We start from the raw sequence: 25,040 nt of genomic DNA on the forward strand, positions 1-25,040 counted from the left end.
TGTCGGGGCCTTGACGTTGTCGTTGATCGTGCTGGGGCTGCAGGCGCCCGCGGCCGCCAACCCGGCCGGTACGGCCGTCGTGATCAGTGAGGTCTACGTCAACGGCGGCTCGGCCGGGGCGAGCTTCGCCAACAAGTTCGTCGAGTTCTACAACCCGGCGTCGAGCGCGGTCACCCTGGCCGGGACCACGCTGCAGTACCGGGCCGCGACCAGCACGGTCACCCCGAGCGGGGCGCAGGTGTTCGCGCTGTCCGGCACGGTCGCGGCGCACGGGCACTTCCTCGTGCAGCTGCCCGGCAACGGTGCGGCGAATCCGGGCGCGGCGCTGCCCACGCCGGATCTGAGCACCGGGACCAGCGTCAACCCGGGCGCGGCCGGCGGCACGCTCTACCTCGCCGCGAGCACGTCCGGGGTGCTGCCGACCGATGCCGCGGTGCTCGACAAGGTGGGCTGGGGGACCAGCAACTCGCCGGAGGGGACCGCGCCGACCGGCAACTCGATCGTGCTGAGCTACCAGCGGGCCGCGAACGGCGCGGACACCGACGACAACGCCGCCGACTTCACGGTGGCCGCGCCGGCGCCGCAGAACTCGGCGGACGGCGGGACGAGCGCGCCGCTCGCGTTGACGAATCCGGGCCCGCAGAACGCCACGACCGGGTCGGCGATCACGCCGGTGACGCTGGTCGCGGCGGGCGGCTCCCCGCCGTACGTATGGAAGGCTCTTGATCTGCCCTTGGGTCTGGAAATCTCGGACGCGGGCGTGATCTCGGGGACGCCGACGACCGCCGGCAGCTCGTCGGTGACCGCGACCGTGACCGATTCTGCCGGTGCGACCGCCTCGACGACATTCACCTTCGTCGTTGCCGAGCCCGCTCCCGTGCTGCCGATCGCGGAAATTCAAGGGATCAACACCGACATTTCGCCGTACGTGGGTAAGACCGTCGCCGCCGACGGAGTCGTCACGGCCGTCTATCCGACCGGCGGCTTCAACGGGTTCTTCGTCGAGACCGGCGGTGCCGACACCACGCCGGGCGCCTCGGACGGCGTGTTCGTCTTCGGCTCGCAGTCCGCGGCGCAGGTCAGCGTGGGTGACTCGGTGCGGGTCACCGGCAAGGTCGCCGAGTTCCAGGGCGAGACCGAGATCACCGCCCCGTCGGTGACCGAGCTCGCCACCGCCCTGGAGCCGGTCCAGCCCCGGAGCCTGCCCTGGTCGGACCTGACGACCGACGCGCAGAAGGAAGCCCACGAGGGCGAGCTGGTCACGCCGCAGGGCGCGTTCACCGTGTCCGATAATTACGACACCAACTGGTACGGCTCGTTCACCCTGGCCGCCGGCGACGAACCGCTCCGCCAGCCGACCGACGCCGGCCGGCCGGGCAGCCCGCAGGCGCAGGCCGTGGTCGCCGGCAACGCCGCCCGCATGATCACCCTCGACGACGGCGCGAGCGTCAACTACAGCTCGGCCGCGAACACCGGCACCCCGCTGCCGTGGCTGACCCCGGACAACCCGGTCACGATCGGCGCGAAGGTCGCCTTCCACCAGCCGGTCGTGCTCGACTACCGCTTCGCGCTGTGGAACTTCCAGCCGACCGCGCGGGTCACCGACGCCGGCCGGGCCGTCGCGACCTTCAGCGACCTGCGCACCGGCAACCAGCAGCCGGCCGCGGTCGGCGGCGGCGCCCGTCTGGCCACGTTCAACGTGGAGAACTACTTCCCGATGACCGGCGAGCGGTACGTCGCCGCCGGGCTGGGCACCTGCACCTACTACAACGACCGGGCCGGCACCCCGATCGGCGTCAACACCTGCACCGGCAGCGGCCCGCGCGGCGCGGCGACCGCGGCCGGCTTCGCCCGCCAGCAGGCCAAGATCGTGACCGGGATCAACCGGCTCGACGCGAGCGTCGTCTCGCTCGAGGAGATCGAGAACTCGGTCAAGTTCGGCGAGCCGCGCGACACCGCGCTGGCCGGGCTGGTCGACGCGCTGAACGCGGCCGCCGGGTCGGAGATCTGGGCGTACGTGCCGTCGCCGGTCGCCGACCAGCTGCCGCCGGTGAGCCAGCAGGACGTCATCCGGACCGCGTTCATCTACAAGAAGGCGCAGGTCGCGACGGTCGGCACGGCGGTCGTGCTGACCGGGCTGTCCGACCCGGGCGAGCCGTTCTCGATCGCCCGGCAGCCGCTCGCGCAGGGCTTCAAGAAGGCCGGCGCGAGCGACACCGACGTGTTCCTGGTCGTCGCGAACCACTGGAAGTCCAAGGGCGCGGGCACGCCGCTCTACCCGGGGGACGTGGAGGACACCTCGTCGCCGGCGGTGAACCAGGGCGCGTACAACGAGACCCGGGTGCACGAGGCCGAGGCGGTGGTGACGTTCGCGGCGCAGCGGGCCGACGCGCTGCGGACCGACCGGATCTTCCTGCTCGGGGACTTCAACGCGTACACCCACGAGGACCCGATGGAGAAGCTGTACGCGGCCGGGTACGCCGACCTCGGCAGCGTGCTCGACCCGGCCGAGCAGACCTACTCGTTCAACGGCCTGGAAGGCTCGCTCGACCACATCCTCGCCAGCCCGGCGGCGAAAGCCCTGGTCACCGGCGCGGACGTGTGGCAGATCAACGCGCAGGAGGCGATCGCGTACGCCTACAGCCGGTACAACTACAACGCGACCCTGCTGTTCGACGCGACCGACCCGTTCGCCGCGTCCGACCACGACCCGGTCCTGGCCGGACTGAACCTGCCGTCGACGCCGGCCTTCGACCCGAAGACGATCTACCACACCGGCGACGTGGTCAGCTACGCCGGCGCGACCTGGCGGGCGCTGTGGTGGACGGCGATCATCGCGCCGGGCGCCCCCTACGGCGCCTGGGAGGAGATCGCGGTGACCTCGGACGGGACCGCGCTGTGGACCCCGTCGCGGATCTTCGTGGCCGGTGACATCGTGGTCTACCAGGGCAAGAAGTACGTCGCCCAGTGGTGGACCCGCAACCAGCCGCCGGGTCAGCCCTACGGCCCCTGGAAGCTCGCCGCCTGAGGACGTGGGCCGCCTTCGGGCTCCGGGGGCGGCCTCAGCCCAGGATCCGGGCGATGACGTCGGCGACCATCGTCGGTGGAACGGCCCGGTGGGCGACGAAGCGCCGGTAGAAGAACGGCGCGGTGAGCAGGTCGACGGTGAGATCCGGGTCCAGGCCGGCGGGCAACTCGCCCCGGTCCCGGGCCCGGATCAGCACCGCGAGCAGCGGCTCGCGCCGCCGCCGGGTCAGGTCGGCGTGCAGCGCCCCGAGGGTCGGATCGCGCTCGGCGGCGTCGATGAAGGCGGCGAGCAGGCGCGGGAACGGCGTCTGTTCGAGCAGCGTCACGAACGCCGTGAGCAGCTCCGCGACATCGGTGCCGACCCGCCCGGTGTCCGGGACCGGGAACGGCTGGAAGGTCGCGTCCATCGCGTCGACCAGCAGCGCGCTCGACGTCGGCCAGTGCCGGTAGAGCGTCGCCTTGCTGGCGCCCGCCCGCCGGGCCACCGCCTCCATCGTGAAGCCGGCCAGGCCGGACTCGTCGAGCACCCGGAGCGCGGCCCGCAGCACCCGCTGCCGGGCGCCGGGCCCTCGCGAAATGGGCGTTCCCGCGCCCGCCGGTGGCGTCATTGCCGCACCTCCATCGAGACGGTAGCGTACCGATAAAGGTACGGGTCCGTTTCGTTAGGGGGATCCGATGCGACCAGGACCGTACGGCTACTGGCCGGCCACCGCGATCGTGGCCGGTGAATGCCTGATCGGCGGCGCGCTGGACCTGCTCAAGGCGCCACCGTTCTACCCGGTGATGATCGAGCTCGGCTATCCCGGCTATCTCGCCACGATCATGGGCCCCGCGAAGCTCATCGCCGGGCTGGTCCTGCTGCTGCCGCGGCTGCCACGGCTGAAGGAGTGGGCGTACGCCGGGGTGCTCATCAACATGATCGGCGCCGCCGCCTCCCACGCCGCCATGCACCAGCCCGTGACCACGTTGCTGGCCCCGGCCATGTTCGCGACCCTGGCCCTGCTGTCCTGGTCCTGGCGCCCACCGCCCCGCCGCCTCTGATTCATCTGTCGCGCAGCTTGTCGCCGCCCTCGCCGATGACGCGGCCGTTCCGGTCGTAGGCCAGCAGCAGGGCGTCGGTGGTGTCGTTCGTGCTCACCGCGAAGCGGTGCGTCGTCCAGCTGCGCTGATCCACGACCGGCAGCACCTTCGCCGGATCGTTCAGGTCCGGCCAGGTCGCCGGCGTGGGCAGTTCCGGCCACAACGGCACGTCCACCGGCCTGGCTCCCTGCACGGGGACATACGCCAGACGGACCACGTCCGAGCCTGCCTGGCCCTCGATCCCGATGTGGCCGGCACCGTCGTCACCCATCGAGAAGTTCAGCTGCTCACCGGCCATCGCCGGCCCGGTCAAGTCGTTGCACAGCCACTTCCCGTCCCCGTAGGTCATGCCCCCGCACGGACCGCTGCTGAACGCGTCCGCCCAGACCGGATCGTTCGCGTTCTGCGCCGCGTACACCTCGGCGGTGACCGCTCGATCGCGCGTGAACACCAGCACCCCGGCGATTCCCGCGGCCGCGACCGTGCAGTACAGCAAGGCCGTCCGGGGCCGTCCCACCACCGCCAGGCCCGGCAGCAACCGCACCCGCCCGGCCGCCGCCGACCAGAGGCTGACCGCTCCGCCGCAGCACACCGCCACCGCGCACAGCGCCCGCGCGTTGTCGCGCAGGAACCCGCCGGCCGGCAGCACCGCCCCGAGCTGCACGCTCATCGTGACCAGCACGATCACCCCGGCCGCGATCCGGCCCCGCCGCGGGCCGGCGACCAGGAGGATTCCGGCCAGGACGGTCCAGATCTGGTGGTGGGTCCAGGACACCGGGGAGACCGCGACGGTCGCACATCCGATCACCACCGCGGCCAGGGCCACCTGCCCGCGCCGGTGGTACTCCCGCGCGCACAGGAACGCGACCAGGCACACCAGCCCGGCCAGCGCCGCCCAGGCGATCGACCGTTCACCGGTCGGAATCGCGTAGCGCAGCAGCGTCCCGTTCAGCGACTGGTTGCCGGTCGACGACAGGTCCCCGATCCGCGAGGTGGTCAGCACCGCCCGGGTCCAGAACGTCACCGACGCCGACGGCCACACCGCCAGGGCCAGCAGCGCGCAGGCCACGAACGTGGCCCCGGCCCGTACCGCGTCCCGGCGGCGGCCCACCACCCAGAGGTACGGCACGAACAGCAGCGGGGTCAGCTTGATCGCCGCCGCCACGCCGATCAGCACGCCGCCCGCCCGTCGCGGCAGCAGGCCCAGCGCATCCACCAGGGCGAGCAGCACCACGAAGAGGCTCACCTGCCCGAACCGCAGGTTGCTCTGCACCGGCGCCGACGCCAGCAGCGCCGTCGAGGCGGCGAGCATCACCACCAGAAACCGCTGCCGCCCGGCCAGCCCGTTACGCATCGTGAGGGCCGCCGCGAGGGCCATCACCCCGGCCACCGTGACCAGCGTCCACGCGACCTGGACCACCGGCTCCGGCACCGCACCCAGCGGCCAGAAGACCAGCGCCGCGAACGGCGGATAGGTGAACGGGTCGCCGTTCTCGGCCGCGTACGAGTACAGCGGGATCCCGTCCCGCATCGCCCGCACCGCACCCAGATAGACGTGCAGGTCGGCGAGCCGGTCGTAGGCCGGCCGGGTCAGCGCCGCGGTGATCGACCACGCGGCGAGCGCGACGAACACGCCGACGGCGCCGGCCAGGGCGAGCGCCCGGGTCCGGGGCGACATCCGCGTCCACGATCGACTCCACGGAGATATCGGCGCTTCGACCGTCACCGCGCCGCCGACCCGGACCTGTAGATATTCAACACGGACGCTCCCCCGAACCGGACCGGCATGATCGCCGAGGACGGTACCAAGGCCCGCCGCGGATCCGATCAGGCCGCCTCGAGGCCTAGGAAGAGGAAGCACAGGAAGGAGCCCGAGGGCGAGGTCTCCAGGTCGGGGAAGAGTTCGTGGGCCTCGGGTGCGGGCGGCGGCTCGCTGACGACCGTGATCCGGAAGCCGGCCGTGACGAACTCGTTGAGGATCGTGTGCAAGGGGCGGTGCCAGAACGTCAGCGGGAAGGTCCGGCCGTCGAAGGTGAAGTCGTCGCGCCACGGTTCGGTGGCGAAGTAGTCGCCGTCCGGGTTGAGCAGCTTGTACATGAAGGGATGGTTGACGGCCACCAGGAGCCGCCCGCCGGGCACCAGCACCCGCCGCAGCTCGGCGAGCGCCGCCGCCCAGTCCTGGACGTAGTGCAGGACCAGGCACGCGATCACGTCGTCGAACGCGGCGTCCGGGAACGGCAGCGGATCGCCGCCGAGTCCGCCCAGGTGCAGGGCGGTGCCGGGGCCGAGCCGCCGGCGGGCCAGGTCCAGCATCCGGATGCTCGGCTCGACGCCGGTCACCACCGCGCCGCGGTCGCGCAGGGTCTCCAGCAGCGGGCCGGCACCGCAGCCGACGTCCAGGATCCGTCGTCCGGCCACGTCCCCGGCCAGCTCCAGGATCGCCGGCCGGGTGTAGTAGCCGTTGATCAGGTTGGACTCGGTCTCGGCCGTGTACGCCTCGGCAAAGGCGTCATAGGCAGCCGGGTCGGGGGAGTACTGGAGGTCGGCAGACATGCGGCCGATCCTGGCAGAGTTGATCAACCCCGAAATTCCGGAGATTCATGTCGTGCGCTGCGGCCGATAACTGACCGCCGCTCCCGCCGGGACCCCTCCGGGCTCCGCAAGGGCGCGGGGCGCCCAGAACGCGAAGCCCTCCGGGGCGACGTCCGCGGGTGGTCGCGGTCCAAAAACCAAAGACCGAACGGGCGATGCGCGACCGCGCCCCCGTGCATAGATTGCGGACTATGACCCGTCTGAGGCGATCGTTGCTGGTCGGGGCGGTCGGCGGCGTCGCCGGGACCGTTCTCTGGCTGGCCGTCGTGCTGGTCGCCCCGCCGATTCCGGCCTCGCCCGGGCTGGCCCTCGCGCTGGCCGCGGTGGCCGCGGCCGGAGCGGTGCTGGCCGGCCTCGACCGGGCCGAGATCGACGCGGCCGGCCTGCTCGCGGGCGTGATCGCGATCGCCGGCACGCTGCTGTCGATCTTCGTCGCGGTGCTGGTGCTGGCGCACTGGGGGCCGGACAGCCTGATCCCGGACGTCACCCCGCAGGCCCTGCCCGGCCAGCACGTCAGCGAGAGCCGGATCGAGATCGTCGACCCGTACGTGCTGGTCCTCGCGCTCGGCGTGCTCGCGGCGCTGGCGGGCGGCCTGCTCGTGCCGGCCGCCCGCGGCGCTCGCCGGGTGACCGGCGCGGCCGTCAGCCGGCGGCCTTCGCGCTGAACTCCGTCGTGTAGGTCTTGGACAGGTCCACCTGGTCCTTCTTGCCCTTGACGTTCGGGGAGAACTGGCTGAGCACCTCCAGCACGTTCTTCGCCCCGTCCGCCTTCATCAGCCCGTCGCCGTTGAACATGCCGATGCTGTCGTGGATCGCCTTGGCGTACAGCTGCGGGTCGCCGGCCGCGAACTCGGCGGGCATCTTCGCCGCGATCGCCTCGGGCGTGTTCGCCTTGATCCAGTGCAGCGTCTTGACCAGCGCGTTCGCCAGCTTCTGCACCTGCTCCGGGTGACTGCTGACCCAGGCGCAGTCCATGTAGAGCGAGCTGGCCGGGTACAGCCCGCCGAGCGCCGCGCGGGTGCCCGCCTCGGTGCGCATGTCCAGCAGGATCTTGCCCTTGCCGGTGCTGAGCAGCTTGGCCGCGGTCGGGTCGGTGGTCATCCCGCCGTCGATCCCGCCGTTGTCGAGCGCGGCGATGAACGTCTGCCCGGCGCCGGCCTTGACCGTCGTGTAGTCGGCCGTGGTCAGCCCGCCCTTGGTGGCCAGGTACTGGGTCAGGAAGTCGGTGGACGAGCCGGGGCTGGTCACGCCGAGCTTGCGCCCCTTGAAGTCGGCCGGGGACGTGATCGGCGAGTTCGGCGCGACGATCTCCACCTCGCCGGGCACGTCGGCGAACTGCACCACACCGGTGATGCACTTGCCCTTGGTCTGCAGGTCGATGGTGTGGTCGTAGAAGCCGACCACGCCCTGCACGTCGCCGGAGATCAGCACGTTCTCCGCGGTCGCGCCGGACGGCTCGGTCAGCAGTTGCACGTCCAGGCCCTCGGCCTTGAACCCGCCGAGCTGCTCGGTCAGCTTCGCCGGCAGGTAGATCACCTTGTCGATCCCGCCCACCATGATCTTGATGGTGGGGGAGCCGCCGCCGGACGTGGCGTCGTCGGGGCTGGTGCCCCGGCAGCCGGCCACCGCGAACGCGAGGACGCCGGCCACCGCCAGAAATTTGCGCACAACAATCTCCTTAGATCTGGTGAACGTCGGACTGGACAGGCGGGCGCCACCGCAGGAGACGGTTCTCCAGCAGCGTGAGCAGCCATTCGGCGAGCAGCGCGACAACGGTGATGATGATCATTCCGGCGTAGATGCCGGCCGCGTCGAACGTGCCCTGGGCATTGGCGATCAGCAATCCGAGGCCCTTGTCGGCCCCGGCGTATTCGCCGACCACCGCGCCGATCAGCGCGAATCCGAACGCGGCGTGCAGCGACGCGAAGATCCAGCTGGTCGCGCTGGGCACCACGATCGAGGTCAGCACCTGAGCCCGCGAGGCGCCCAGGATCCGGGCGTTGTTGACCAGGTTGCGGTCGACCTCGCGGGCACCCTGGAACGCGTTGAAGAAGACCGCGAAGAAGACCAGTACGACCGCGGTGGCCACCTTGGAGGTCAGGCCGAGCCCGAACCAGATGATGAACAGCGACGCGAGAACGATCCGGGGGACGGCGTTCGCGGCCTTGATGAACGGCGCCGCCACCTCCGCGACGAATCGCGCCCGGCCGAGCAGAATGCCGAGCACCACGCCGGCCACCGCGCCGATCGCGAAGCCGAGCACCGCCTCTTCCAGGGTGATGAACAATTGCGTCCACACCGAGCCGAACGCGGTCCCGGTGGTGAACCAGTCGCCCAGCCGGGCCCCGATCGCCGACGGTTTGGAATAGAAGAACGGGTCGATCCAGTGCGTGGCGGCCAGTTCCCAACTGCCCAGCCAGAAGACCACGACCAGGGACCGGACCAACCACATTTTCGTACGTCGATCAATCGGTTTTCTGATCTTGTCGCCGAGAATCTCGGGCGCGACGGTCAGCTCAGCCTGCACGGCTCGTCTCCTCCCGAGCCCGCGCGACCTCGTCCCGCAGGCTCTCCCAGATCTCGCGGTAGGTACTGGTGAACGCGGGCGTCATCCGGATCTCCTCGACGTCGCGCGGCCGGGGCAGCGGCACGTCGAAGATCGCCTTGATGGTCGCCGGGCTGGAGGTCATCACGACCACCCGGTCGGCCAGGGCGATCGCCTCCTCCAGGTCGTGCGTGACGAAGATGACCGCCGCGCCGGTGCCGTGCCACAACCGCAGCAGCTCGTCCTGCATCAGCTGCCGGGTCTGCACGTCGAGCGCGCTGAACGGCTCGTCCATCAGCAGGATCCGCGGCTCGTTGACCAGCGTCTGGGCCAGCGAGACGCGCTTGCGCATGCCGCCGGAGAGCTGGTGCGGGTAGTAGCCGGCGAACTTCGCCAGCCCGACCCGCTCGACCCAGACCATCGCCTTCGCCCGGGCCGCGCTCTTGTCCAGCCCGCGGTAGCGCGGCCCGGCGGCGACGTTGTCGACCACCGACCGCCAGGGCAGCACCGCGTCGGTCTGGAACATGTAGCCGACGCCGTCCGGGATGCCGCGCACCGGCGCGCCGTCCACCTCGACCTCGCCGCTGGAGGCCGGCTCCAGGCCGGAGACCAGCGACAGCGTCGTCGACTTGCCGCAGCCGGTCGGGCCGACGACGGCCACGAACTCACCGGCTTCGACCGAGAAGGTCAGGTCCCGGACGGCGGTGTGCGGTTGACCACCGGTTCCGGGGAAACGCTTGGTCGCGTTCCGCAACGCGATTACCGTCAAGGTCGTCCTCCCTGGCTGTTACGTGGGTGTTTCCTTGCGGCGACGGTAGGAAGTCCGGCCCGGGATCGGAATCCATCTGGGCCTTGCGCCGCTAAGCCGCGTTGACCGCGTATTGCGCGTTCTGCTCACCGGTTCCGAGGCGGTGACGGGCGTTACAGTGCCCGCATGTCACGCCGTCCCGTTCCGTTCGCCTGGCAGGTCATGGGCCTGCAGGTCGGTCTGCTCGTGGTGGTCTTCGGGATGGGTTCGGCGCTGATCGGCTGGCTGTTCAACGGCGAGCTGACCGACCAGTACGGCAGCCGAGCCCTGGCCGTCGCGCACACCCTGGCCGCCGACCCGGTGATCGTGGCCGCCGCCGCGACCGGCGACCCCGGCGGCGTGCTGCCGGCCCGCGCCGAGGCGGCCCGCCACGCCAGCGACGCGCTGTTCGTGGTGATCACCGACCGGCACGGCATCCGGCTGGCCCACCCCGACCCGGCCCGCCTGCACGAGCCGGTCAGCACCGACCCGTCCGCGGTGCTCGCCGGGCGGGACACGATCAGCGTCGAGCAGGGCACGCTGGGCCTGTCGGCCCGCGGCAAGACGCCGCTGCGCGCGGCGGACGGCACGGTGGTGGGCGAGGTCAGCGTCGGCTTCCGGGTCGACAAGATCCGGGGGTACGTCTGGCAGCAGCTCGGCGTCGGCGGCATCGTCGCCGGCTGTGCCCTGCTGCTCGGCGTGGCCGGGTCCGCGCTGCTCAGCCGCCGGCTCAAGCGGCTGACCCTGGGCCTGGAACCGGCCGAGCTCGCCGAGCTGGTCCGCGAGCGGGAGGCCGTGCTGCGCGGGATCAGCGAGGGCGTGCTGGCCGTCGACGCGACCAGCCGGGTGACCGTGTGCAACCAGGAGGCGGTCCGGCTGCTCGGCGCCGGCCCGGCCCCCGGCACCCCGGTCACCGACGCGGGCCTGCCGCCCGGCCTGGTCGCCGTCTTCGAGCAGCGGGCCGCCGACAACGTGATCATCCTGGCCGGCGACCGGGTGCTGGTGGTCAACTACCGCCAGGTCCGGCGGGGCGGCCGGGACCTGGGCGGGGTGCTGACCCTGCGGGACCGGACCGACCTGGAGAACGTGACCCGCGAGCTGGACTCGGTGCGCACGCTCAGCAACGCGCTGCGCGCCTCCCGGCACGAGTTCGCCAACCGGCTGCACGTGCTCGCCGGGCTGCTGCAGAACGGGCACCGCGACGAGGCCCTGGAATACCTGCACCTGGTCGCCGGCGGGGCGCTCGCGGCGGCCGGGCCGGTGGGGGCGGTCGACGACCCGTACCTGCAAGCCTTTGTCGCGGCCAAATCCGCGGAAGCGGCCGAGAAGGACGTCCGGCTGACCCTCTCCGACACCAGCTGGGTCGGCACCCGGGTGACCGCGCCGGTCGAGGTCACCACGGTGCTCGGCATCCTGGTCGACAACGCCCTGGACGCGGCCCGCCGCGGCGCCAGCCGGCCGGCCTGGGTGGACCTGGCGCTGCTCTCCGACGACGACGCCCTGCACATCTCGGTGGTCGACTCCGGCGACGGGGTGGACCCGGCGCTCGGCGAGCAGATCTTCACGGCCGGCGTCACCACCTGCGGCGAGGAGGGCCGCGGACTCGGGCTGGCGCTGGCCCGCCAGGCCGCCCGGCAGCTCGGCGGCGACGTCGCGCTGACCGCCCCGGCCGGCGACGGGCACGGCGCGGTCTTCGAGGCCCGGCTGCCGCACGCCCTGGTGGCGGTCGCCGCATGATCCGGGTCCTCGTCGTCGAGGACGACTTCCGGGTCGCGCAGGTGCACGTCGACTTCACCGCCCGGGTCGACGGCTTCGTCGTCGCCGGGACCGCGCGCACGGCCGCCGAGGCCCGCGCGTTCCTGGCCGCCCGCCCGGTCGACCTGGTGCTGCTCGACAGCTACCTGCCCGACGAGTCCGGCCTGGACCTGCTGGCCGGGCTGACCGTGGACACGATCATGCTGACCGCCGCGTCGGACGCCGCCTCGGTCCGGCTGGCGCTGGCCCGCGGGGCGTTGAACTACCTGGTCAAGCCGTTCACCGCCGAGCAGCTGGGGGACCGGCTGACGGCGTACCGGAGGTTTCGGGGTGCCCTGGCCGGGGAGCGCAACCTGGGGCAGGAGGAGATCGACCGGGCGTGGCGCCTGCTGCATGAGGGTGACCGGCCGGCCGTCCCGAAGGGGCAGTCGGCGGTCACCGTGCACCTGGTCAGCGCCGCGCTGCGGGCGGCCGGCGGCCCGCGCACGGCCGCCGAGATCGCCGACGAGCTGGGCATCTCCCGGGCGACCGCGCAGCGCTACCTGGCCGCCCTGGCCCGGGACGGGGTGGCCGAGATGCGTCTGCGGTACGGCACCACCGGCCGCCCCGAGCACCGCTATCGATGGCGCTGAGGGAGGTTTCGGGCAGTGTAATTGAGGTTACTTAACGTGACTCATACTTTCGGCTAGCTTTACACCCGACCATTCGGTTAGTCTCGTGCTGCCGAACGGATATCCGGGCTGGCAGGACAACCGGAGGAACATCGTGACCACGACTTCAGTCGAGACGACCACCCGGTCGGCCACCACCCACAGTGACCCGATCGATGGTGCCGAGCAGACCGATGTCGCCGGTGACCTGATCAACGCGCTGGCCGCGATGCCCACCGGCCACCCGTCGCGCCCCGCCCTGCGGGACCGCACCATCGAGGCCTGGCTGCCGCTGGCCCGGCACCTCGCCAAGCGCTACGCGGGCCGCGGCGAGCCGACCGACGACCTGATGCAGACCGCCACGATCGGCCTGATCAAGGCCGTCGACAAGTTCGACCCGCAGTACGGTGTGGACTTCGCCGGCTACGCGATCCCGACCATCATCGGCGAGGTCAAGCGGCACTTCCGGGACAAGACCTGGTCGATCCGGGTGCCCCGCCGGCTGCAGGAGCTGCGCCTGCGGATCACCGAGGCGAACAACAGCCTGACGCACACGCTGAACCGCCCGCCGACGGTGGCCGACATCGCGCTGCACATCGGGATCAGTGAGGAAGAGGTCCTCGAGGGCCTGGAGGGCGCCCGCGCCTACAACGCGACAAGCCTGTCCACCCCGGTCGGCCCGGAGGGCTCCGCCGAGCTCGGCGACACGCTCAGCAGCGAGGACAACGACTACGACGTCGTCGACCTGCGGGCCAGCCTGAGCCCGGCGCTGGCGATGCTCGACGAGCGCGAGCAGAAGATCGTCACGCTGCGCTTCTACGGCAACCTGACCCAGTCGCAGATCGCCGAGCAGATCGGCGTCTCCCAGATGCACGTCTCCCGGCTGCTGACCAAGGCGCTGGTGAAGCTGCGCAAGCACATCGACCCCGAGATGCTCTGATCGATCGCTTCGACAGACGGTTTTCGCACTGTCTGACGGCGGGCTGACCGGCGCGGCCGATGCCGCTAGGTTGCCGGACATGACCGCGAGTCCTTATGAGACAGTCATGGGCTTCATCGTCGGGCCGTGGCTGGCCCAGGCCGTCCGGGCGGCCGTCGACCTGTCGCTGGCCGAGCACCTGGCCGGCGGCCCACGCACGGCCGCCGAGATCGCCGAGGCCGAGGGGTCCGACCCGGCGGCGACCGCCCGGTTCCTGCGGGCCTGCGCCTCGATGGGGCTCGTGACGTACGCCGAGAAGGGTTTTGCCGGCACCGAGGCCCTGGCCGTGCTGCACCGGGACGCGCCGATGTCGCTGCGGGACCTGGCCGCGTCGCAGTCGAGCGCCCTGCTCTGGCACACCTGGGCCCGCATCCCGGAGGCGGTCCGCACCGGCGAGTCGCAGACCGAGCTGGCGCTGGGCATGCCGTTCTTCGACTACCTGGCCGCGCACCCGGACGAGGGACAGCTGTTCGGCCGCGCGATGGCCAGCATGTCCGCCCCGGTGGTCCGGGCCGCGGTCGAGGTGATCGACGTGGCCGGCGCCACCACGGTGGTCGACGTCGGTGGCGCGCACGGCTCGTTCGCGCTGGCCATGCTGGCGCGGCACCCGGAGTTCGACGCGATCGTGCTGGATCTGCCGCACGCGGTGCCCGGCGCCCGGGCGGCGGCGGCCGAGCACGGCCTCGACGACCGGCTCAGCGCGGTGGCCGGCGACTTCTTCACCGCGGTCCCGGCCGGCGACCTGATGCTGCTGAAGTTCATCCTGCACGACTGGGGTGACGACGAGAGCGTGCACATCCTGGCGAACTGCCGCGCGGCCCTGCGCCCCGGCGGCCGCGTGGTGATCACCGAGATCGTCATCGACGACCACGCCCCGGGCATCGCGCCGCTGATGGACATCGCCATGCTCGCCACGGCCGGCAGCCGCGAACGCACCCTGGCCGAGTTCGACGACCTGCTGACCCGGGCCGGGCTGCGCCGGATCGCGGCCACCCCGGTCGAGCCACCCTACTTCGTGATCGAGGCGATCCCGGCGGCCTGACGTGCGCGCCGAGAAGACCGCGGACGGGGTGGCCCTGGTGCGGGCGCTGGAGCAGCACGCGCCGCGACGGCTGTTCGACGACCCGCTGTCGGCCCGGATGATCTCCGGCTGGCCGTCGATGGTGGTGGCCCACCGGCCGCTGCGGTGGTTGTTCCTGCGCGCGCTGGAACGGGCCGGACCTGGACTGTACGGGGCGGTGGTCTGCCGTACCCGGGCCATCGACGACGCCTGCCGGGCGGCCCTCGCCATCGGGATCAACCGGGTGGTGATCGTCGGCGCGGGCATGGACACCCGCCCCTACCGGATGCCGGAGATGGCCGCCGCCGAGGTCTGGGAGTTCGACCTGGCGTCCACCCAGGCGGTCAAGAAGGCGACGCTGGCCCGGGCACTGGGCGACCGGCCGGCGCACGTCCGCTACCTGCCGCTGGACCTGACGGCGCCGGACTCGGCGGACACGCTGGCCCGCGCGGGCACCGGCCGCACGCTGCTGATCTGCGAGGCGGTGACGATGTACGTGCCGGCCGAGGCGGTCGAGCGGGTGCTCGCCTACGCCGGAACGCTGGCCTCGGGCAGCCGGATGGTCCTGACGTACCTGCCGCGGGCGGAGGCCGACCGGGCCGAGAACCGCCGGTGGTCGCGGCGGCTGCGGTGGCGCAGCGCGTTCGACCCGGCCGAGCTCGCGGACCGCCTGCGAGCGCACGGCCTCACCCCGCTGGCCGACCTCGGGGCCGAGGAGCATCAGGCGCGGTTGCTGCGGCCGGCCGGTCGTACCCTCAGCGTCTTTCCCGGCGAACGCATCGCGCTCGCCGTGGTCGGCTATGACCGGAAGTCCGCCCCGTGATCGAGGGCCCAGGTGTGGAATGACCGGGCCGGGCGGCCGGTGACGGCCTCGGCGGTGGGCTTCGACGCAGGCTGCGGCGCCTTGGGAGAATGGTCGGGCGTTCCGCCGGAATACGTCTGGAAACCGGTGAGGAAATCCGCGGAGGCCGCCGCGAAACCGCCCTGGGCCAGATACAGTTCGCGCGCTCGCGCCGGGGTCACCACGTCCAGGCGAATGTCCTGCCCGAGCGCTTCGGCGATGATGCGCACCTGGTCGCGGCGGCTGAGCGACTCGGGGCCGTACAGGTCGTAGGCGGCGCCCTGATGACCGTCGTCCAGCAGCGCCGCGGTGGCGACCTCGGCGATGTCACGCTCGTGGACGGGGTGCCCGGCCCGGTCCGGGAACGGTTCGCGGACGACCCGCTCGGCCCGGATCGACGGCCCCCACAGCCACAGGTTGTTGAGCATGAACTCGGCCGGGCGCACGTGGGTCCACGCCATGCCGGAGGCCTCCACCGCCTGCTCGACAGGCAGGTGGAAGTTCGTGTCGTAGCCGGTGCTGACCGCGCCCGAGGACAGGGTGACGACGCGGCGGACCCCGGCGCGTTCGGCGAGGCCGACCAGTGCGGCGGCGCTGGACGGGGACGGGAACAGATACATCCGGTCGACCGACTCGAAGGCCGGGCGCAGGCTTTCCGGGTCGGTGAGGTCGCCGCGGACTACCTCGACCTGTCCGGTGGGGAAGGTGCTGTCGCGGCGGCTGACCACCCGTACCGTCGCTCCGGTTTTGAGCAGTTGTTCGACGACGAGCCTTCCGATGTTTCCGGTTCCCCCGGTGACCAGAATTCGCATTCGCTCTGCCTAACACGTCGCGCGGCGAAGCCGCAAATGCGAACAGTGCGTTCACGTATTGGTGTTGACCTGGATAAATGCGTCGTGAAAGCAAGGTGGGGCGTCCGCATCTGACAGTGCGGACGCTCCCTCCGTACCAAATCAGGGGTTGTGGTTTTTGAAGACCGGTGCCCGGATCGGGGGCATGACCGGCAGGCGGCGGCGCTCCAATGTCTTCATGTGCTTCTCCTTTTTGTCAGCAGCCGAGCCGGTCGGCCAGCACGCCGAGGACTTCCCGCAGGTCACGGGTCATCCGGGCGCGCAGGCCGAGTTCGGTGATCCCGGCGCCGAAGCCGGGATGCCCGGGCAGCACCCGGTGCAGCCGATGGGTGACCCGGGTGCCGCCGGGACAGGCGGCGACGGTGTGCACGCCGGCGTACCAGCTCTGCACCGCCAGCCCGGTCCGGCCCCGCTGGACCAGCACCGGCTCGACCCGCCCGGCCAGCTCGACCCGGTAGGCGCCGGCCCCGGCGGCCAGCACGGTCATCGCACCGAGCCGGGCCGCCGAGGCGCGGGCCAGGACCAGCAGGTTGTCGTCGCCGACCCGCCCTTCGGCGACGGCGAACAGCAGGTCGGCGACGCCGCTGACGGGTGCGGCGAGCGTGCCCCGCACCGCCCACCGGGCGGGCAGCGCGTCCAGTTCGCTGAGCAGCGAAGGCGTGGTCTGCATGGGCCGAGCCTCGGCCCGGCGACCGGTGCGGGACAACCGGCGCGGTGCGCCGCGGGACACCACGCGGTCCGGTCGCACGCGCGTGACCTGCGGCGACGCCTCGGAGCTCAGTCGGTGCCGGGGTGTCCCGGGACGGGACGGGACACCTGGGACAGGCCCTCGCGCACGGCCGGCATCAGGTGGTCGAGGCCGTGCCCGGTGGCGATCTCCAGGGCGGTCCGGAACCACGTTCCGGCTTCGGCCGGGTCATTCATCACCAGACAGGCTTGCGCGTACGCGATGAGCCCGCGCGCCGTCAGATGCGGCTCGCCGGTCCGTTGCAGCAGCCGGACCGCCTCACCGTTGCGCCGCGCCGCCTCGGCGGTGCGACCGAGATGGCGCAGGGCGACCGCGGTGTCGGTGAGGCTGCCCGCCTCGAACAGCGGATTGCGGGCCGCCCGGTTGATCGCGAGGGTCTGCTCGGCGAAGTCCAGGGCGCCCCGCGGGTCGCCGGTGCCGAGCGCCGCCCAGCCCAGCACGTCCAGGCACACCCGCTCGGTCTGCCGATCCAGCCCGCGCGCCAGGTCGAGCACCTCGAGGATCACGTCCCGGGCCTCGGCGTGGCGGCCCAGCCGGACCAGCGACCGGCCCAGGATGGTGGCCTCGCGCACCCGGATCGCCACGCCGGGCGGTGGCGCTGACGCCTGCCGCAGCACCTCGACGGCGCCCTGCTCGTCGCCGAGACTGGACCGGAGCTCGGCGAGCTGCGCCCGGGCCAGCGCCTCCCCGTCCGGATCGCCCTCGGCGGCCATCAGCTCCCGGGCCGCCGCGAGGTGCCGGGCCGCCTCCTCCGGCCGGCCGACGCGCACCTGCACCGCGCCGAGCAGATACCGGTGCCAGGCCAGCACCGGGCGCGAGCCGACCCGGAGCGCCGCGGGCAGGCTGTCCGCCAGGAGCTGCCGCATCTGTTCGGTGCTGCCGTGGCCGGCGCCCCCGCCCGCGGCCAGCTGCGCGATCGCGGCCGCCGCCGGGTCGATCCGCAGCCGGGTGGCCAGCCCGAACGTCGCGATGAGATTGGCCCACTCGGTGTTCTTCCAGTCCACCGCGGCGTCGTGGGTGGCCAGCACGGGCCGCGCCGGTGGTGGCTGCGCCTCGGTCACCGGCACCCGGCGGATCGCTCCGACCAGCGTGTTCACCACCAGCATGCAGCTGATGTAGTAGTCGGCGAGCCGGCCGATCGCCGGGGCCGGGTCGTCCGCGCCGGCCTCGGCCCGGGCGGCCTGGCGCAGCAGGTCGTGCATCCGGTAGCGGCCCGCGGCCGGCTCCTGGACGAGGTGCACGTCGACCAGGTCCGCCAGCAGGCCCCGGGCGTTGGCGAGCGGGATGGCGGCCAGCGCGGCGGCCCCGTAGACGTCGATGTCCGCGCCCGGCGCCAGCCCGAGCAGGCCGAACATCCGGCGCTGGGCCGGATCGAGCTGCCGCAGCGACATCCCGAAGATCTCGGAGACCGCCGGCTCGCCGTCGCGCAGCCGCTCGACCAGGGTGTCCAGGGTCCAGGCCGGCCGGTGCCGGAGCCGGGCCGCGGCCACCCGGATCGCCAGCGGCAGATTCCCGCACCGGCGCAGCACCTCGCCGGCGTCACCGGGCCGGGTGCCGCCCGCCGACTCGGTGAACAGCTGCAGCGCCTCGTCGCCCGGCAGGACGTCCAGCGAGATCGGCCGGACCCCGTCCAGGCCGATCATCCGCCGCCGGCTGGTGATCATGATGAAGCTCGGGCCGGCGCCGGGCAGCAGGTCCCGGACGTGCTCCTCGTCGGCGGCGTTGTCGAGCAGCACCACGGCGCGCCGGGGCACCAGCTCCGAGCGCCACAGCGCGGCCCGCTCGGCGGTGCCGTCCGGGATCCGGCCGGGCGGCACGCCGAGCGCGGTCAGCAGCACCCGGAGGGCCTCGGCGGGCTCGATCCGGTCCCGGCCCGGGGTGAAGCCGTGCAGGTCGAGGTAGAGCTGACCGCCGGGGAAGTCCGGGGTCAGCCGGTGCGCGGCGTGCACGGCCAGCGCGGACTTGCCGACTCCGCCCATGCCGTCGATCGCCACCAGCAGCCCCTGGCCGGCGGCGTCCAGCACCGCCCGCAACTGCTCGCGGCGCCCGGTGAACGAGGTGATGTCGTGCGGCAGATCGTTACGCACCACCGGGGCGGCGGGCGCCGGCGCCGGGCCCTCCTTGGCGCGCTCCCAGATCTCGCGGAGCGGCCGCGGGTCGCGGTTGGCGACCCGGCACAGCGCGACCACCGCCGGCCAGGGCGGGACGGCCTGGCCGGAGAAGTAGCGGGACAGCGACGAGCTGCTGAGGTTGCTGTCCCGGGCCAGCTCGCGCAGGCTGCGCCCGGTCAGATCCCGTAGCTGCCGCAGACAACCGGCCAACTCCTCGTGCATGCGCCGATCTTATGTGGACCGATGGGACTTCCGGCACCGTCGCCGGCGTGCTGACCGGCCTCTGGCTGTACGGGACCGCGAAGCCCTGAGTCGCCGGTCCGGGGTGGGCCGGTGTCGCCTACGTCATACCGCGAGGGTCCCCGGACCGGGAAGAAGCGGCCGGCCCGCGGCGTTCGGGCAGCATGTCGGCTCCATGATCGGCTCGACCGCGCGACCGCGGCCGGGCCGTCGTGGCGGAGCTGCCCATGACCAGATCGGGGAAGATCATGCGACGGCTGTCGGGCGACATCGCGGAGAAGCGGCAGACCAGCCGGGCCCCGGGCGGGATCATCCTGCTGGGCGCGCCCGGCGCCGGCAAGGGCACGCAGGCCGTCACCCTGGCCCGGCGACTCGGCGCCCGGCACATCTCGACCGGCGACATCTTCCGGGCCCACGTGGACCGGGGGACCGAGCTGGGCCGGGCCGCGCAGGGCTATCTCGACGCCGGCCGGTACGTGCCGGACGAGGTCACCAACGCCATGCTCCGGGCGACCATCGTCGACTCGGCCCCGGCCGGCGGCTTCGTCCTCGACGGATATCCGCGAACCACCGCACAGGTCGGCTTCCTGGACGACCTGCTCGCCGAGTTGGATCTGCCGCCCGCGCTGGTGGTCGCGCTGAGCGTGCGGCCGGACGAGCTCATCCGGCGCCTCGTGCGCCGGTCCCGGGACAGCGGCCGCTCGGACGACACCGAGGACGTGATCCGCGGACGGCAGGCGGTGTACCTCACCGAGACCACGCCGCTGCTGACCATCTACCGCGAGCGCGGCGTGCTGCGGGAGGTGGACGGCACCGGTCGCGAGTCGGCCGTGGGCAAGCGCGTCGACTCGGCACTGGCCGCGCTGGCCGCCCGGCCGGATCCGGTCGTTCAGTAGCGGTCAACAAATACTCCAGAAATGCGCTCTAACGTTCCGTCCGGTACGAGATGGAACAGAGCGAATGGTTTGGAGTTCAGCGTGGAAAAGCGTAGTGCGATCACGGGTGTACTGGCGGCGGCCGCGACGGTGGTGGCCTCCACCCTGGTCATGTCCTCGCCGGCGCAGGCCGCCTATGTGTGCGCGGCGAACGAGGTCTGCCTCTACCAGGACTGGGGCCTGCACGGATCGGTGAAGGTGTTCCGGGACCTCACGCCGGGCAACGGGATCCTCGAATTCCGCAACTACAGCTACACCAACGGCGCGAATCTGAATGACTCGGTGTCGTCCATCTACAACCGCTCGGGATACACCGTGGTGGTGTGGGAGGACGGCGATTACAACCTGACCAATCCCACGCGCAAGTCCATGCGGATCAAGCCTGGTCAGGCTCTGGACTTCAACAGCACCACGGTGATGCCGAACGACATGATCAGCTCGATCAGCATGCAGAAGTAGCGAACCGGGATCAGGGGTAGGCGGCCTGGCTGCTGGACATCGCCCGGCTCAGGCTGGGCCTGCCGCCGGGCCGGCCGGCGTGCGGAGGCCGTCCAGCAGGACGTTGAGCAGACGGTTCGCCCGGTCCTCGTGTTCCGGTGGGCGGGCCACGGTGAAGATGCCGATCAGGGCGGCGGCGATGTCCTCGGCGGTGACGTCGTCCCGCAGTTCGCCCGTCGCCCGCCCGGCGCCGAGGATCTCGTCGATGGCCGCGAGCAGTTCGGCCTGCGTCCGGGTGTGGGCGATCTCGCCGGACTCGATCATCGCGAGCAGCGTGTCGAGCATGCCGTTCTTGGCCGCGATCCAGTCCCCGAACAGGTCCGCCCAGCGGCGCAGTGCCGCCGGCGGGGCAAGCTCGGCGAGCAGCTCGCGGGCGCCGGCGGTGAGCCGCTCGACCTGGTCGCGGTAGATCGCGTCGACGAGCGCCTCCCGGGTGGGAAAGTGCCGGTAGAGCGTGGCGATGCCGACGCCGGCCTCGCGGGCGATCGCGCGCATCGACGGTTCGGTGCCGGCCGCGACGAACACCCGGGTCGCGACGTCGAGGAGCTGGCTGCGGTTGCGCGCCGCGTCCGCCCGCTGCCCGCGGGATTCTGGCTGAGTCAAAACGGAACACGCTCCGGTTGTGTTACGGTGGCTCGGGTAACCGGAGCATAGTCCGTTTCCGGTGCTCATCGGCAGGGGGAAGTGGTCATGCAGCAGTCCAGCGTCGACACGTCGAGCCGGGCGGTCCAGTTCGAGTCGTTCGGCGGTCCCGAGCTGCTGAGGCTCCGGGAGGTGCCGGCGCCGCAGGCCGGCCCGGGGCGGATCCGGGTGCGGGTCACCGCGGCCGGGCTGAACCCGATGGACTGGTTCATGACCTCGGACGCGGCGACCGCCGCCCGATTCGGCCTGCGCCTGCCGTCCGGGTTCGGCACCGACTACGCGGGCGTGGTGGACCAGGTCGGCGCCGGCGTGACCGGCTTCGCGACCGGCGACCGGGTGTTCGGCGGCGCGCTCTCCCGCGCGGTCGCCGACCACGTGGTGATCGACGCGACGGGGACCATCGCGGTGGGCGGCGACGCGCACCACACGCCGGACGGGGTCGACGACCGGACCGCCGCCACCCTGACCATCGCCGGGTGCACGGCCGCCGCCGCCCTCGCCGTGGTCGCTCCCGGCCCGGGCGACACCCTGCTCGTCGGCGGTGCGGGCGGCGGCGTCGGCGTGTTCGTCGTGCAGCTGGCCCGCCGCGCGGGCGCGCGCGTGATCGGAACGGGCTCGGCGACGTCGGCCGAGGCCCTGCGCGCGCTCGGGGCCGAGCCGGTCGCCTACGGTGCCGGCCTGGCCGACCGGGTCCGCGCGCTGGCTCCCGGCGGGGTCACCGCGGCGATCGACCTGCACGGGACGGACACCGCGCAAGTGGCCCGCGAGCTCGGCGTGCCGGACCGGCGGATCACCACCATCGCCGCGGTGGTCGACGGGATCACGCCGGCGAACGGCGCCAACGCCGCCGCCGGTGCGATCGAGGAGATCGCCCGCCTGGTCGCCGAGGGTCAGCTCCGGGTGCCGCTGGCGGCGACCTTCCCGGTGGAGCGGATCCGCGACGCGGTCGAGCTGCAGGCCGGCCGGCACGTGCACGGCAAGGTCGTCATCGACCTCTAGAGCGCTTCTGCAGCCGGTCGAACAGGCCCCGCAGCCGGCGCTGGTTCTCCGGCTTGGCCAGCTGCCGGCGCCCCTGGTCCACCAGGCGCTGCCCCTGGGGGCTCTGGAAGAACGTGCGTACGCGTTGGGCGAGAGTCGCCATCGTGGTGCCTCCTTGGGTCCCGAGCCCGCTACTTACCCGGTCGCCGGGCGCGGCAACCCGGGTCACCCGGCGAGGCGGCGGCGTATGCCGCTGAAGTGCTCGTGCACCGCGGCGATCGACTCCTCGACGTCGCCGGCACGCACCGCGTCGTAGACCCGCCGGTGCCGGGCGGCGATCTCGGTGGGGGACTCGTCGGCCTCGCCGAGGTCGGGGTGCAGGGCGTGGTAGACGTCCCAGAACGCGGCCAGCAACTGGATCACCAGCGGGTTGCCCAGCGGCTCGTAGAGCAGCTCGTGGAAGCGCTTGTCGGTGTCCGGGGTGACCAGGCCGGCCCGGGCCTCGGCCTCCATCCGGTCCATCACCTCGGCCAGCTCGGCGGCCGGCGCGCCGGGGGCGGCGATCACCTGCCGGATCAGGCCGGACTCGAGCACCTCGCGGATCTCCACCAGGTGACGCAGGTCGTTGTGACCGGCCTGCAGCGACATCCGGCCGTGGAAGGTGAGCTCGTCGACCAGCGACACCAGTGACATGGTGCCGACGTACATCCCGAAGCCGTGGCGGATCTCGACGATGCCGACCGCCTGCAGCGCCTTGAGCGCCTCGCGCAGCGAGTTGCGGCTGACGTTGACCTGTTCCTGCAGCTCCAGCTCGGTGGGCATCGGATCGCCGGCGGCCAGGCCGCGTTCCAGGATCAGCTGCTTGATCAGCTGTTGCACCTCGTCGGTCCGGCTGGGCCGCCGCGTGGTGCCGGCGGGTGACCCGGTGCGTCGTCTCATCGGAGTCCCTATGTCGAATGGCCCCCGATCGCGCCGGGGATGTGCGGATTCTGTCATCGAGGCCTTTTGCCGGTCGCCCTTGACCGGCCGAAGTCGCAACCCTAAGGTACCGCATACAAAGTACGTGGGACGTAGGACGTCCTATAAATAACCGATGGAGATGCGATGAACAGCAACGGCGTGTCGAGACGAGACCTGCTGCGCTACATGGGCGTCCTGGGCGCGGCCACCACCATCACCGCGGGCCTGGGCGCCTGCGGGGGCGGCGGCAGCGACACCGGCGGCTCCGGGAGCAAGGCCATCGAGGCCACCCTCGCGTTCACGCTGTCCAGCGGCTTCGACCCGATGAACGCCTCCAGCGCGGTCGCCACCACGGTCAACCAGCACGTCTTCGAGGCGCTCGTCGACCTCGACCCGATCACCCGGGCGCCCTACCCGGCGCTGGCCGCCGCACTGCCCACCCCCGGCGCCGACCAGCTCCGCTGGACGGTCACCCTGCGCGACGGGGCAAAATTCTCCGACGGTACGGCGGTGACCGCCGACGACGTCGTCTGGTCGTTCCAGCGCGCGCTCGACCCGGCGAACAAGGCGCTGATGGGCGGCTTCATCACGTTCGTCGACAAGGTCACCGCCAAGGACGCCACCACCGTCGAGTTCACCCTGAAGACGCCGTTCAGCCTGTTCCCGCAGCGCATCGCCGTCATCAAGATCGTGCCCCGGGCGAAGACCGGCACCGCCGCCGAGGCCAAGGCCTTCGACACCGCGCCGATCGGCTCCGGGCCGTTCACCGTGGTCAGCGCGAACGCCACGGCCGGCGTGGTGATGGGCGTCAACGCGCACTACAACGGCCCGCGCCCGGCGAAGGTCGAGAAGATCACGCTGCGGACCACCCCGGACAACACCGCCCGGCTCAACGACCTGCAGGGCGGCTCGTCCCAGGCGATCGAGGCGGTGCCCTACCTGGACGTCGCCGCGGTCACCGACGGTCGCGAGGTCGACGAGAAGCAGGCCTTCAACCAGCTGTTCCTGATGTTCAACTGCGCCGCGAAGCCGTTCGACGACAAGCGGGTGCGCCAGGCGCTGCACTACGCGATCGACACCGACAAGCTGATCACGACCGCGGTGCAGGGCCACGCCACCGCGGCGACCAGCTACCTGGACGAGGGCAACGCCGGCTACCAGAAGGCCGCCACCGTCTACGGCTACGACCCGGACCGGGCCAAGGCGCTGCTCGCCGCGGCCGGCGCCACCGACCTGTCGTTCGAGCTGGTCACCACGGACACCGCGTTCGTCAAGGACAGCGCGCCGGTGCTGATCGACGCGTGGAAGGCGATCGGGGTCACCGCCACCCTGAACACCAACCCGTCGTCGGCCGTCTACGGCACCATCGTGCCCGGCGCCGGCTTCCGGGTCCTGGCCGCCAGCGGCGACCCGGCGGTCTTCGGCCCGGACGTCGACCTGCTGCTGCGCTGGTTCTACACCAACGAGACCTGGACCAAGAACCGGCACCGCTGGGCCGGCACCCCCGCCGCCACCCGGTGCGCGAGCCTGATCGAGGACGCCGCCAGGTCCACCGGCGCGACCCAGACCGGGCTGTGGAAGCAGGTGCTCGACCTGGTCGCCGACGAGGCGCCGCTCTACCCGGTCTTCCACGCCAAGACGATCACCGCGTTCGACCCGGCCAAGGTCACCGGCTTCCAGGGCGCCGCGACCACCGGGCTGTACTTCCTCGGGGCCTCGCGCGGATGAGCACTCCCGTGCGGGTCACTCGTGAAGGGAGCG

24 protein-coding genes are annotated in these 25,040 nt (G+C 72.2%); 12 read left to right on the plus strand and 12 right to left on the minus strand.

Features of this window, described 5'->3' with window-relative positions; translation table 11 throughout:
• Positions 1-10 precede the first annotated feature (10 nt).
• The gene (locus tag L3i22_RS24400; protein ID WP_255658552.1) at positions 11-3,028 is read left to right on the plus strand and encodes an ExeM/NucH family extracellular endonuclease; all 3,018 of its coding nucleotides are present in this window, start codon (positions 11-13) and stop codon (positions 3,026-3,028) included.
• A gap of 34 nt (positions 3,029-3,062) precedes the next feature.
• Here the strand turns inward: L3i22_RS24400 and L3i22_RS24405 are convergent, their stop codons facing one another.
• Positions 3,063-3,635, minus strand: a complete 573-nt coding sequence (locus L3i22_RS24405; RefSeq protein ID WP_221329269.1) for a TetR/AcrR family transcriptional regulator — start codon at positions 3,633-3,635, stop codon at positions 3,063-3,065.
• A 67-nt stretch (positions 3,636-3,702) separates the two neighbouring features.
• Here L3i22_RS24405 and L3i22_RS24410 point away from each other — a divergent pair, with 67 nt between their 5' ends.
• Positions 3,703-4,068: a DoxX family protein gene (locus L3i22_RS24410; protein ID WP_221329270.1), complete on the plus strand. Its 366-nt coding sequence runs from the start codon at positions 3,703-3,705 to the stop codon at positions 4,066-4,068.
• 1 nt (position 4,069) lies between these two features.
• Here the strand turns inward: L3i22_RS24410 and L3i22_RS24415 are convergent, their stop codons facing one another.
• Positions 4,070-5,785, minus strand: coding sequence for a glycosyltransferase 87 family protein (locus L3i22_RS24415; RefSeq protein WP_221329271.1), 1,716 nt, complete (start codon positions 5,783-5,785; stop codon positions 4,070-4,072).
• 149 nt (positions 5,786-5,934) lie between these two features.
• On the minus strand, positions 5,935-6,660 hold the full coding sequence (locus tag L3i22_RS24420) for a class I SAM-dependent methyltransferase (RefSeq protein ID WP_221329272.1): 726 nt from the start codon (positions 6,658-6,660) through the stop codon (positions 5,935-5,937).
• A gap of 230 nt (positions 6,661-6,890) precedes the next feature.
• On the opposite strand from L3i22_RS24420, the gene L3i22_RS24425 reads away from it, so the two are divergent.
• Positions 6,891-7,364: a hypothetical protein gene (locus L3i22_RS24425; protein WP_221329273.1), complete on the plus strand. Its 474-nt coding sequence runs from the start codon at positions 6,891-6,893 to the stop codon at positions 7,362-7,364.
• On the opposite strand, the gene L3i22_RS24430 is transcribed toward L3i22_RS24425, so the two are convergent.
• From L3i22_RS24430 to L3i22_RS24440, 3 genes are read right to left on the minus strand one after another with little or no spacing between them, the layout of a single operon-like run.
• A complete protein-coding gene (locus tag L3i22_RS24430; RefSeq protein ID WP_255658553.1) occupies positions 7,342-8,367 on the minus strand; it encodes an ABC transporter substrate-binding protein in 1,026 nt (341 codons plus the stop codon). The genes L3i22_RS24425 and L3i22_RS24430 overlap by 23 nt on opposite strands.
• A 10-nt stretch (positions 8,368-8,377) precedes the next feature.
• On the minus strand, positions 8,378-9,226 hold the full coding sequence (locus L3i22_RS24435) for an ABC transporter permease (protein WP_255658554.1): 849 nt from the start codon (positions 9,224-9,226) through the stop codon (positions 8,378-8,380).
• Complete coding sequence (locus tag L3i22_RS24440; RefSeq protein WP_221329274.1) at positions 9,216-10,013, minus strand: ABC transporter ATP-binding protein; 798 nt, start codon at positions 10,011-10,013, stop codon at positions 9,216-9,218. Before L3i22_RS24440 ends, L3i22_RS24435 begins: the two co-directional genes overlap by 11 nt.
• A gap of 165 nt (positions 10,014-10,178) precedes the next feature.
• On the opposite strand from L3i22_RS24440, the gene L3i22_RS24445 reads away from it, so the two are divergent.
• The 5 genes from L3i22_RS24445 to L3i22_RS24465 all read left to right on the plus strand — a co-directional run bounded on the left by L3i22_RS24445 (position 10,179) and on the right by L3i22_RS24465 (position 15,298).
• Positions 10,179-11,768 carry a sensor histidine kinase gene (locus tag L3i22_RS24445; protein WP_221329275.1) on the plus strand — a complete coding sequence of 530 codons (1,590 nt, stop codon included), beginning with the start codon at positions 10,179-10,181 and terminating at the stop codon, positions 11,766-11,768.
• Complete coding sequence (locus tag L3i22_RS24450; protein ID WP_221329276.1) at positions 11,765-12,418, plus strand: response regulator; 654 nt, start codon at positions 11,765-11,767, stop codon at positions 12,416-12,418. The genes L3i22_RS24445 and L3i22_RS24450 overlap by 4 nt, the downstream gene beginning before the upstream one ends.
• A gap of 247 nt (positions 12,419-12,665) precedes the next feature.
• Positions 12,666-13,376: a SigB/SigF/SigG family RNA polymerase sigma factor gene (locus tag L3i22_RS24455; protein WP_221330131.1), complete on the plus strand. Its 711-nt coding sequence runs from the start codon at positions 12,666-12,668 to the stop codon at positions 13,374-13,376.
• 79 nt (positions 13,377-13,455) lie between these two features.
• Positions 13,456-14,457 (plus strand): methyltransferase, encoded by a 1,002-nt coding sequence (locus L3i22_RS24460; protein ID WP_221329277.1) that lies wholly within the window; start codon positions 13,456-13,458, stop codon positions 14,455-14,457.
• Position 14,458: 1 nt separating this feature from the next.
• Entirely contained in the window at positions 14,459-15,298 is an 840-nt protein-coding gene (locus L3i22_RS24465; protein ID WP_221329278.1) for an SAM-dependent methyltransferase, read from the plus strand.
• Here the strand turns inward: L3i22_RS24465 and L3i22_RS24470 are convergent.
• From L3i22_RS24470 to L3i22_RS24480, 3 genes are all read right to left on the minus strand, one after another.
• The gene (locus tag L3i22_RS24470; RefSeq protein ID WP_221329279.1) at positions 15,274-16,128 is read right to left on the minus strand and encodes an SDR family oxidoreductase; all 855 of its coding nucleotides are present in this window, start codon (positions 16,126-16,128) and stop codon (positions 15,274-15,276) included. The two genes, L3i22_RS24465 and L3i22_RS24470, sit on opposite strands and share 25 nt — an antisense overlap.
• A 235-nt stretch (positions 16,129-16,363) precedes the next feature.
• On the minus strand, positions 16,364-16,837 hold the full coding sequence (locus L3i22_RS24475) for a hypothetical protein (RefSeq protein WP_221329280.1): 474 nt from the start codon (positions 16,835-16,837) through the stop codon (positions 16,364-16,366).
• A gap of 107 nt (positions 16,838-16,944) precedes the next feature.
• Positions 16,945-19,248 (minus strand): tetratricopeptide repeat protein, encoded by a 2,304-nt coding sequence (locus tag L3i22_RS24480; RefSeq protein WP_221329281.1) that lies wholly within the window; start codon positions 19,246-19,248, stop codon positions 16,945-16,947.
• 245 nt (positions 19,249-19,493) lie between these two features.
• Here L3i22_RS24480 and L3i22_RS24485 point away from each other — a divergent pair, with 245 nt between their 5' ends.
• Together L3i22_RS24485 and L3i22_RS24490 are read left to right on the plus strand one after the other, a co-directional pair.
• Positions 19,494-20,162, plus strand: a complete 669-nt coding sequence (locus tag L3i22_RS24485; RefSeq protein ID WP_255658555.1) for an adenylate kinase — start codon at positions 19,494-19,496, stop codon at positions 20,160-20,162.
• An 81-nt stretch (positions 20,163-20,243) separates the two neighbouring features.
• Entirely contained in the window at positions 20,244-20,660 is a 417-nt protein-coding gene (locus L3i22_RS24490) for a peptidase inhibitor family I36 protein (protein WP_221329282.1), read from the plus strand.
• A gap of 48 nt (positions 20,661-20,708) precedes the next feature.
• On the opposite strand, the gene L3i22_RS24495 is transcribed toward L3i22_RS24490, so the two are convergent.
• The gene (locus L3i22_RS24495) at positions 20,709-21,302 is read right to left on the minus strand and encodes a TetR/AcrR family transcriptional regulator (RefSeq protein WP_255658556.1); all 594 of its coding nucleotides are present in this window, start codon (positions 21,300-21,302) and stop codon (positions 20,709-20,711) included.
• An 87-nt stretch (positions 21,303-21,389) separates the two neighbouring features.
• Here L3i22_RS24495 and L3i22_RS24500 point away from each other — a divergent pair, with 87 nt between their 5' ends.
• Positions 21,390-22,340, plus strand: coding sequence for an NADP-dependent oxidoreductase (locus L3i22_RS24500; RefSeq protein ID WP_255658557.1), 951 nt, complete (start codon positions 21,390-21,392; stop codon positions 22,338-22,340).
• Here L3i22_RS24500 and L3i22_RS24505 read toward each other — a convergent pair.
• The gene (locus L3i22_RS24505; RefSeq protein ID WP_221329285.1) at positions 22,327-22,482 is read right to left on the minus strand and encodes a hypothetical protein; all 156 of its coding nucleotides are present in this window, start codon (positions 22,480-22,482) and stop codon (positions 22,327-22,329) included. The two genes, L3i22_RS24500 and L3i22_RS24505, sit on opposite strands and share 14 nt — an antisense overlap.
• Before the next feature lie 62 nt (positions 22,483-22,544).
• Positions 22,545-23,258 (minus strand): FadR/GntR family transcriptional regulator, encoded by a 714-nt coding sequence (locus L3i22_RS24510; RefSeq protein WP_221329286.1) that lies wholly within the window; start codon positions 23,256-23,258, stop codon positions 22,545-22,547.
• Positions 23,259-23,423: 165 nt separating this feature from the next.
• Here L3i22_RS24510 and L3i22_RS24515 point away from each other — a divergent pair, with 165 nt between their 5' ends.
• Positions 23,424-25,007 (plus strand): ABC transporter substrate-binding protein, encoded by a 1,584-nt coding sequence (locus L3i22_RS24515; protein ID WP_221329287.1) that lies wholly within the window; start codon positions 23,424-23,426, stop codon positions 25,005-25,007.
• Positions 25,008-25,040 lie beyond the last annotated feature (33 nt).

It is taken from the genome of Actinoplanes sp. L3-i22 (genome assembly GCF_019704555.1).
Taxonomy (GTDB): Bacteria; Actinomycetota; Actinomycetes; order Mycobacteriales; family Micromonosporaceae; genus Actinoplanes.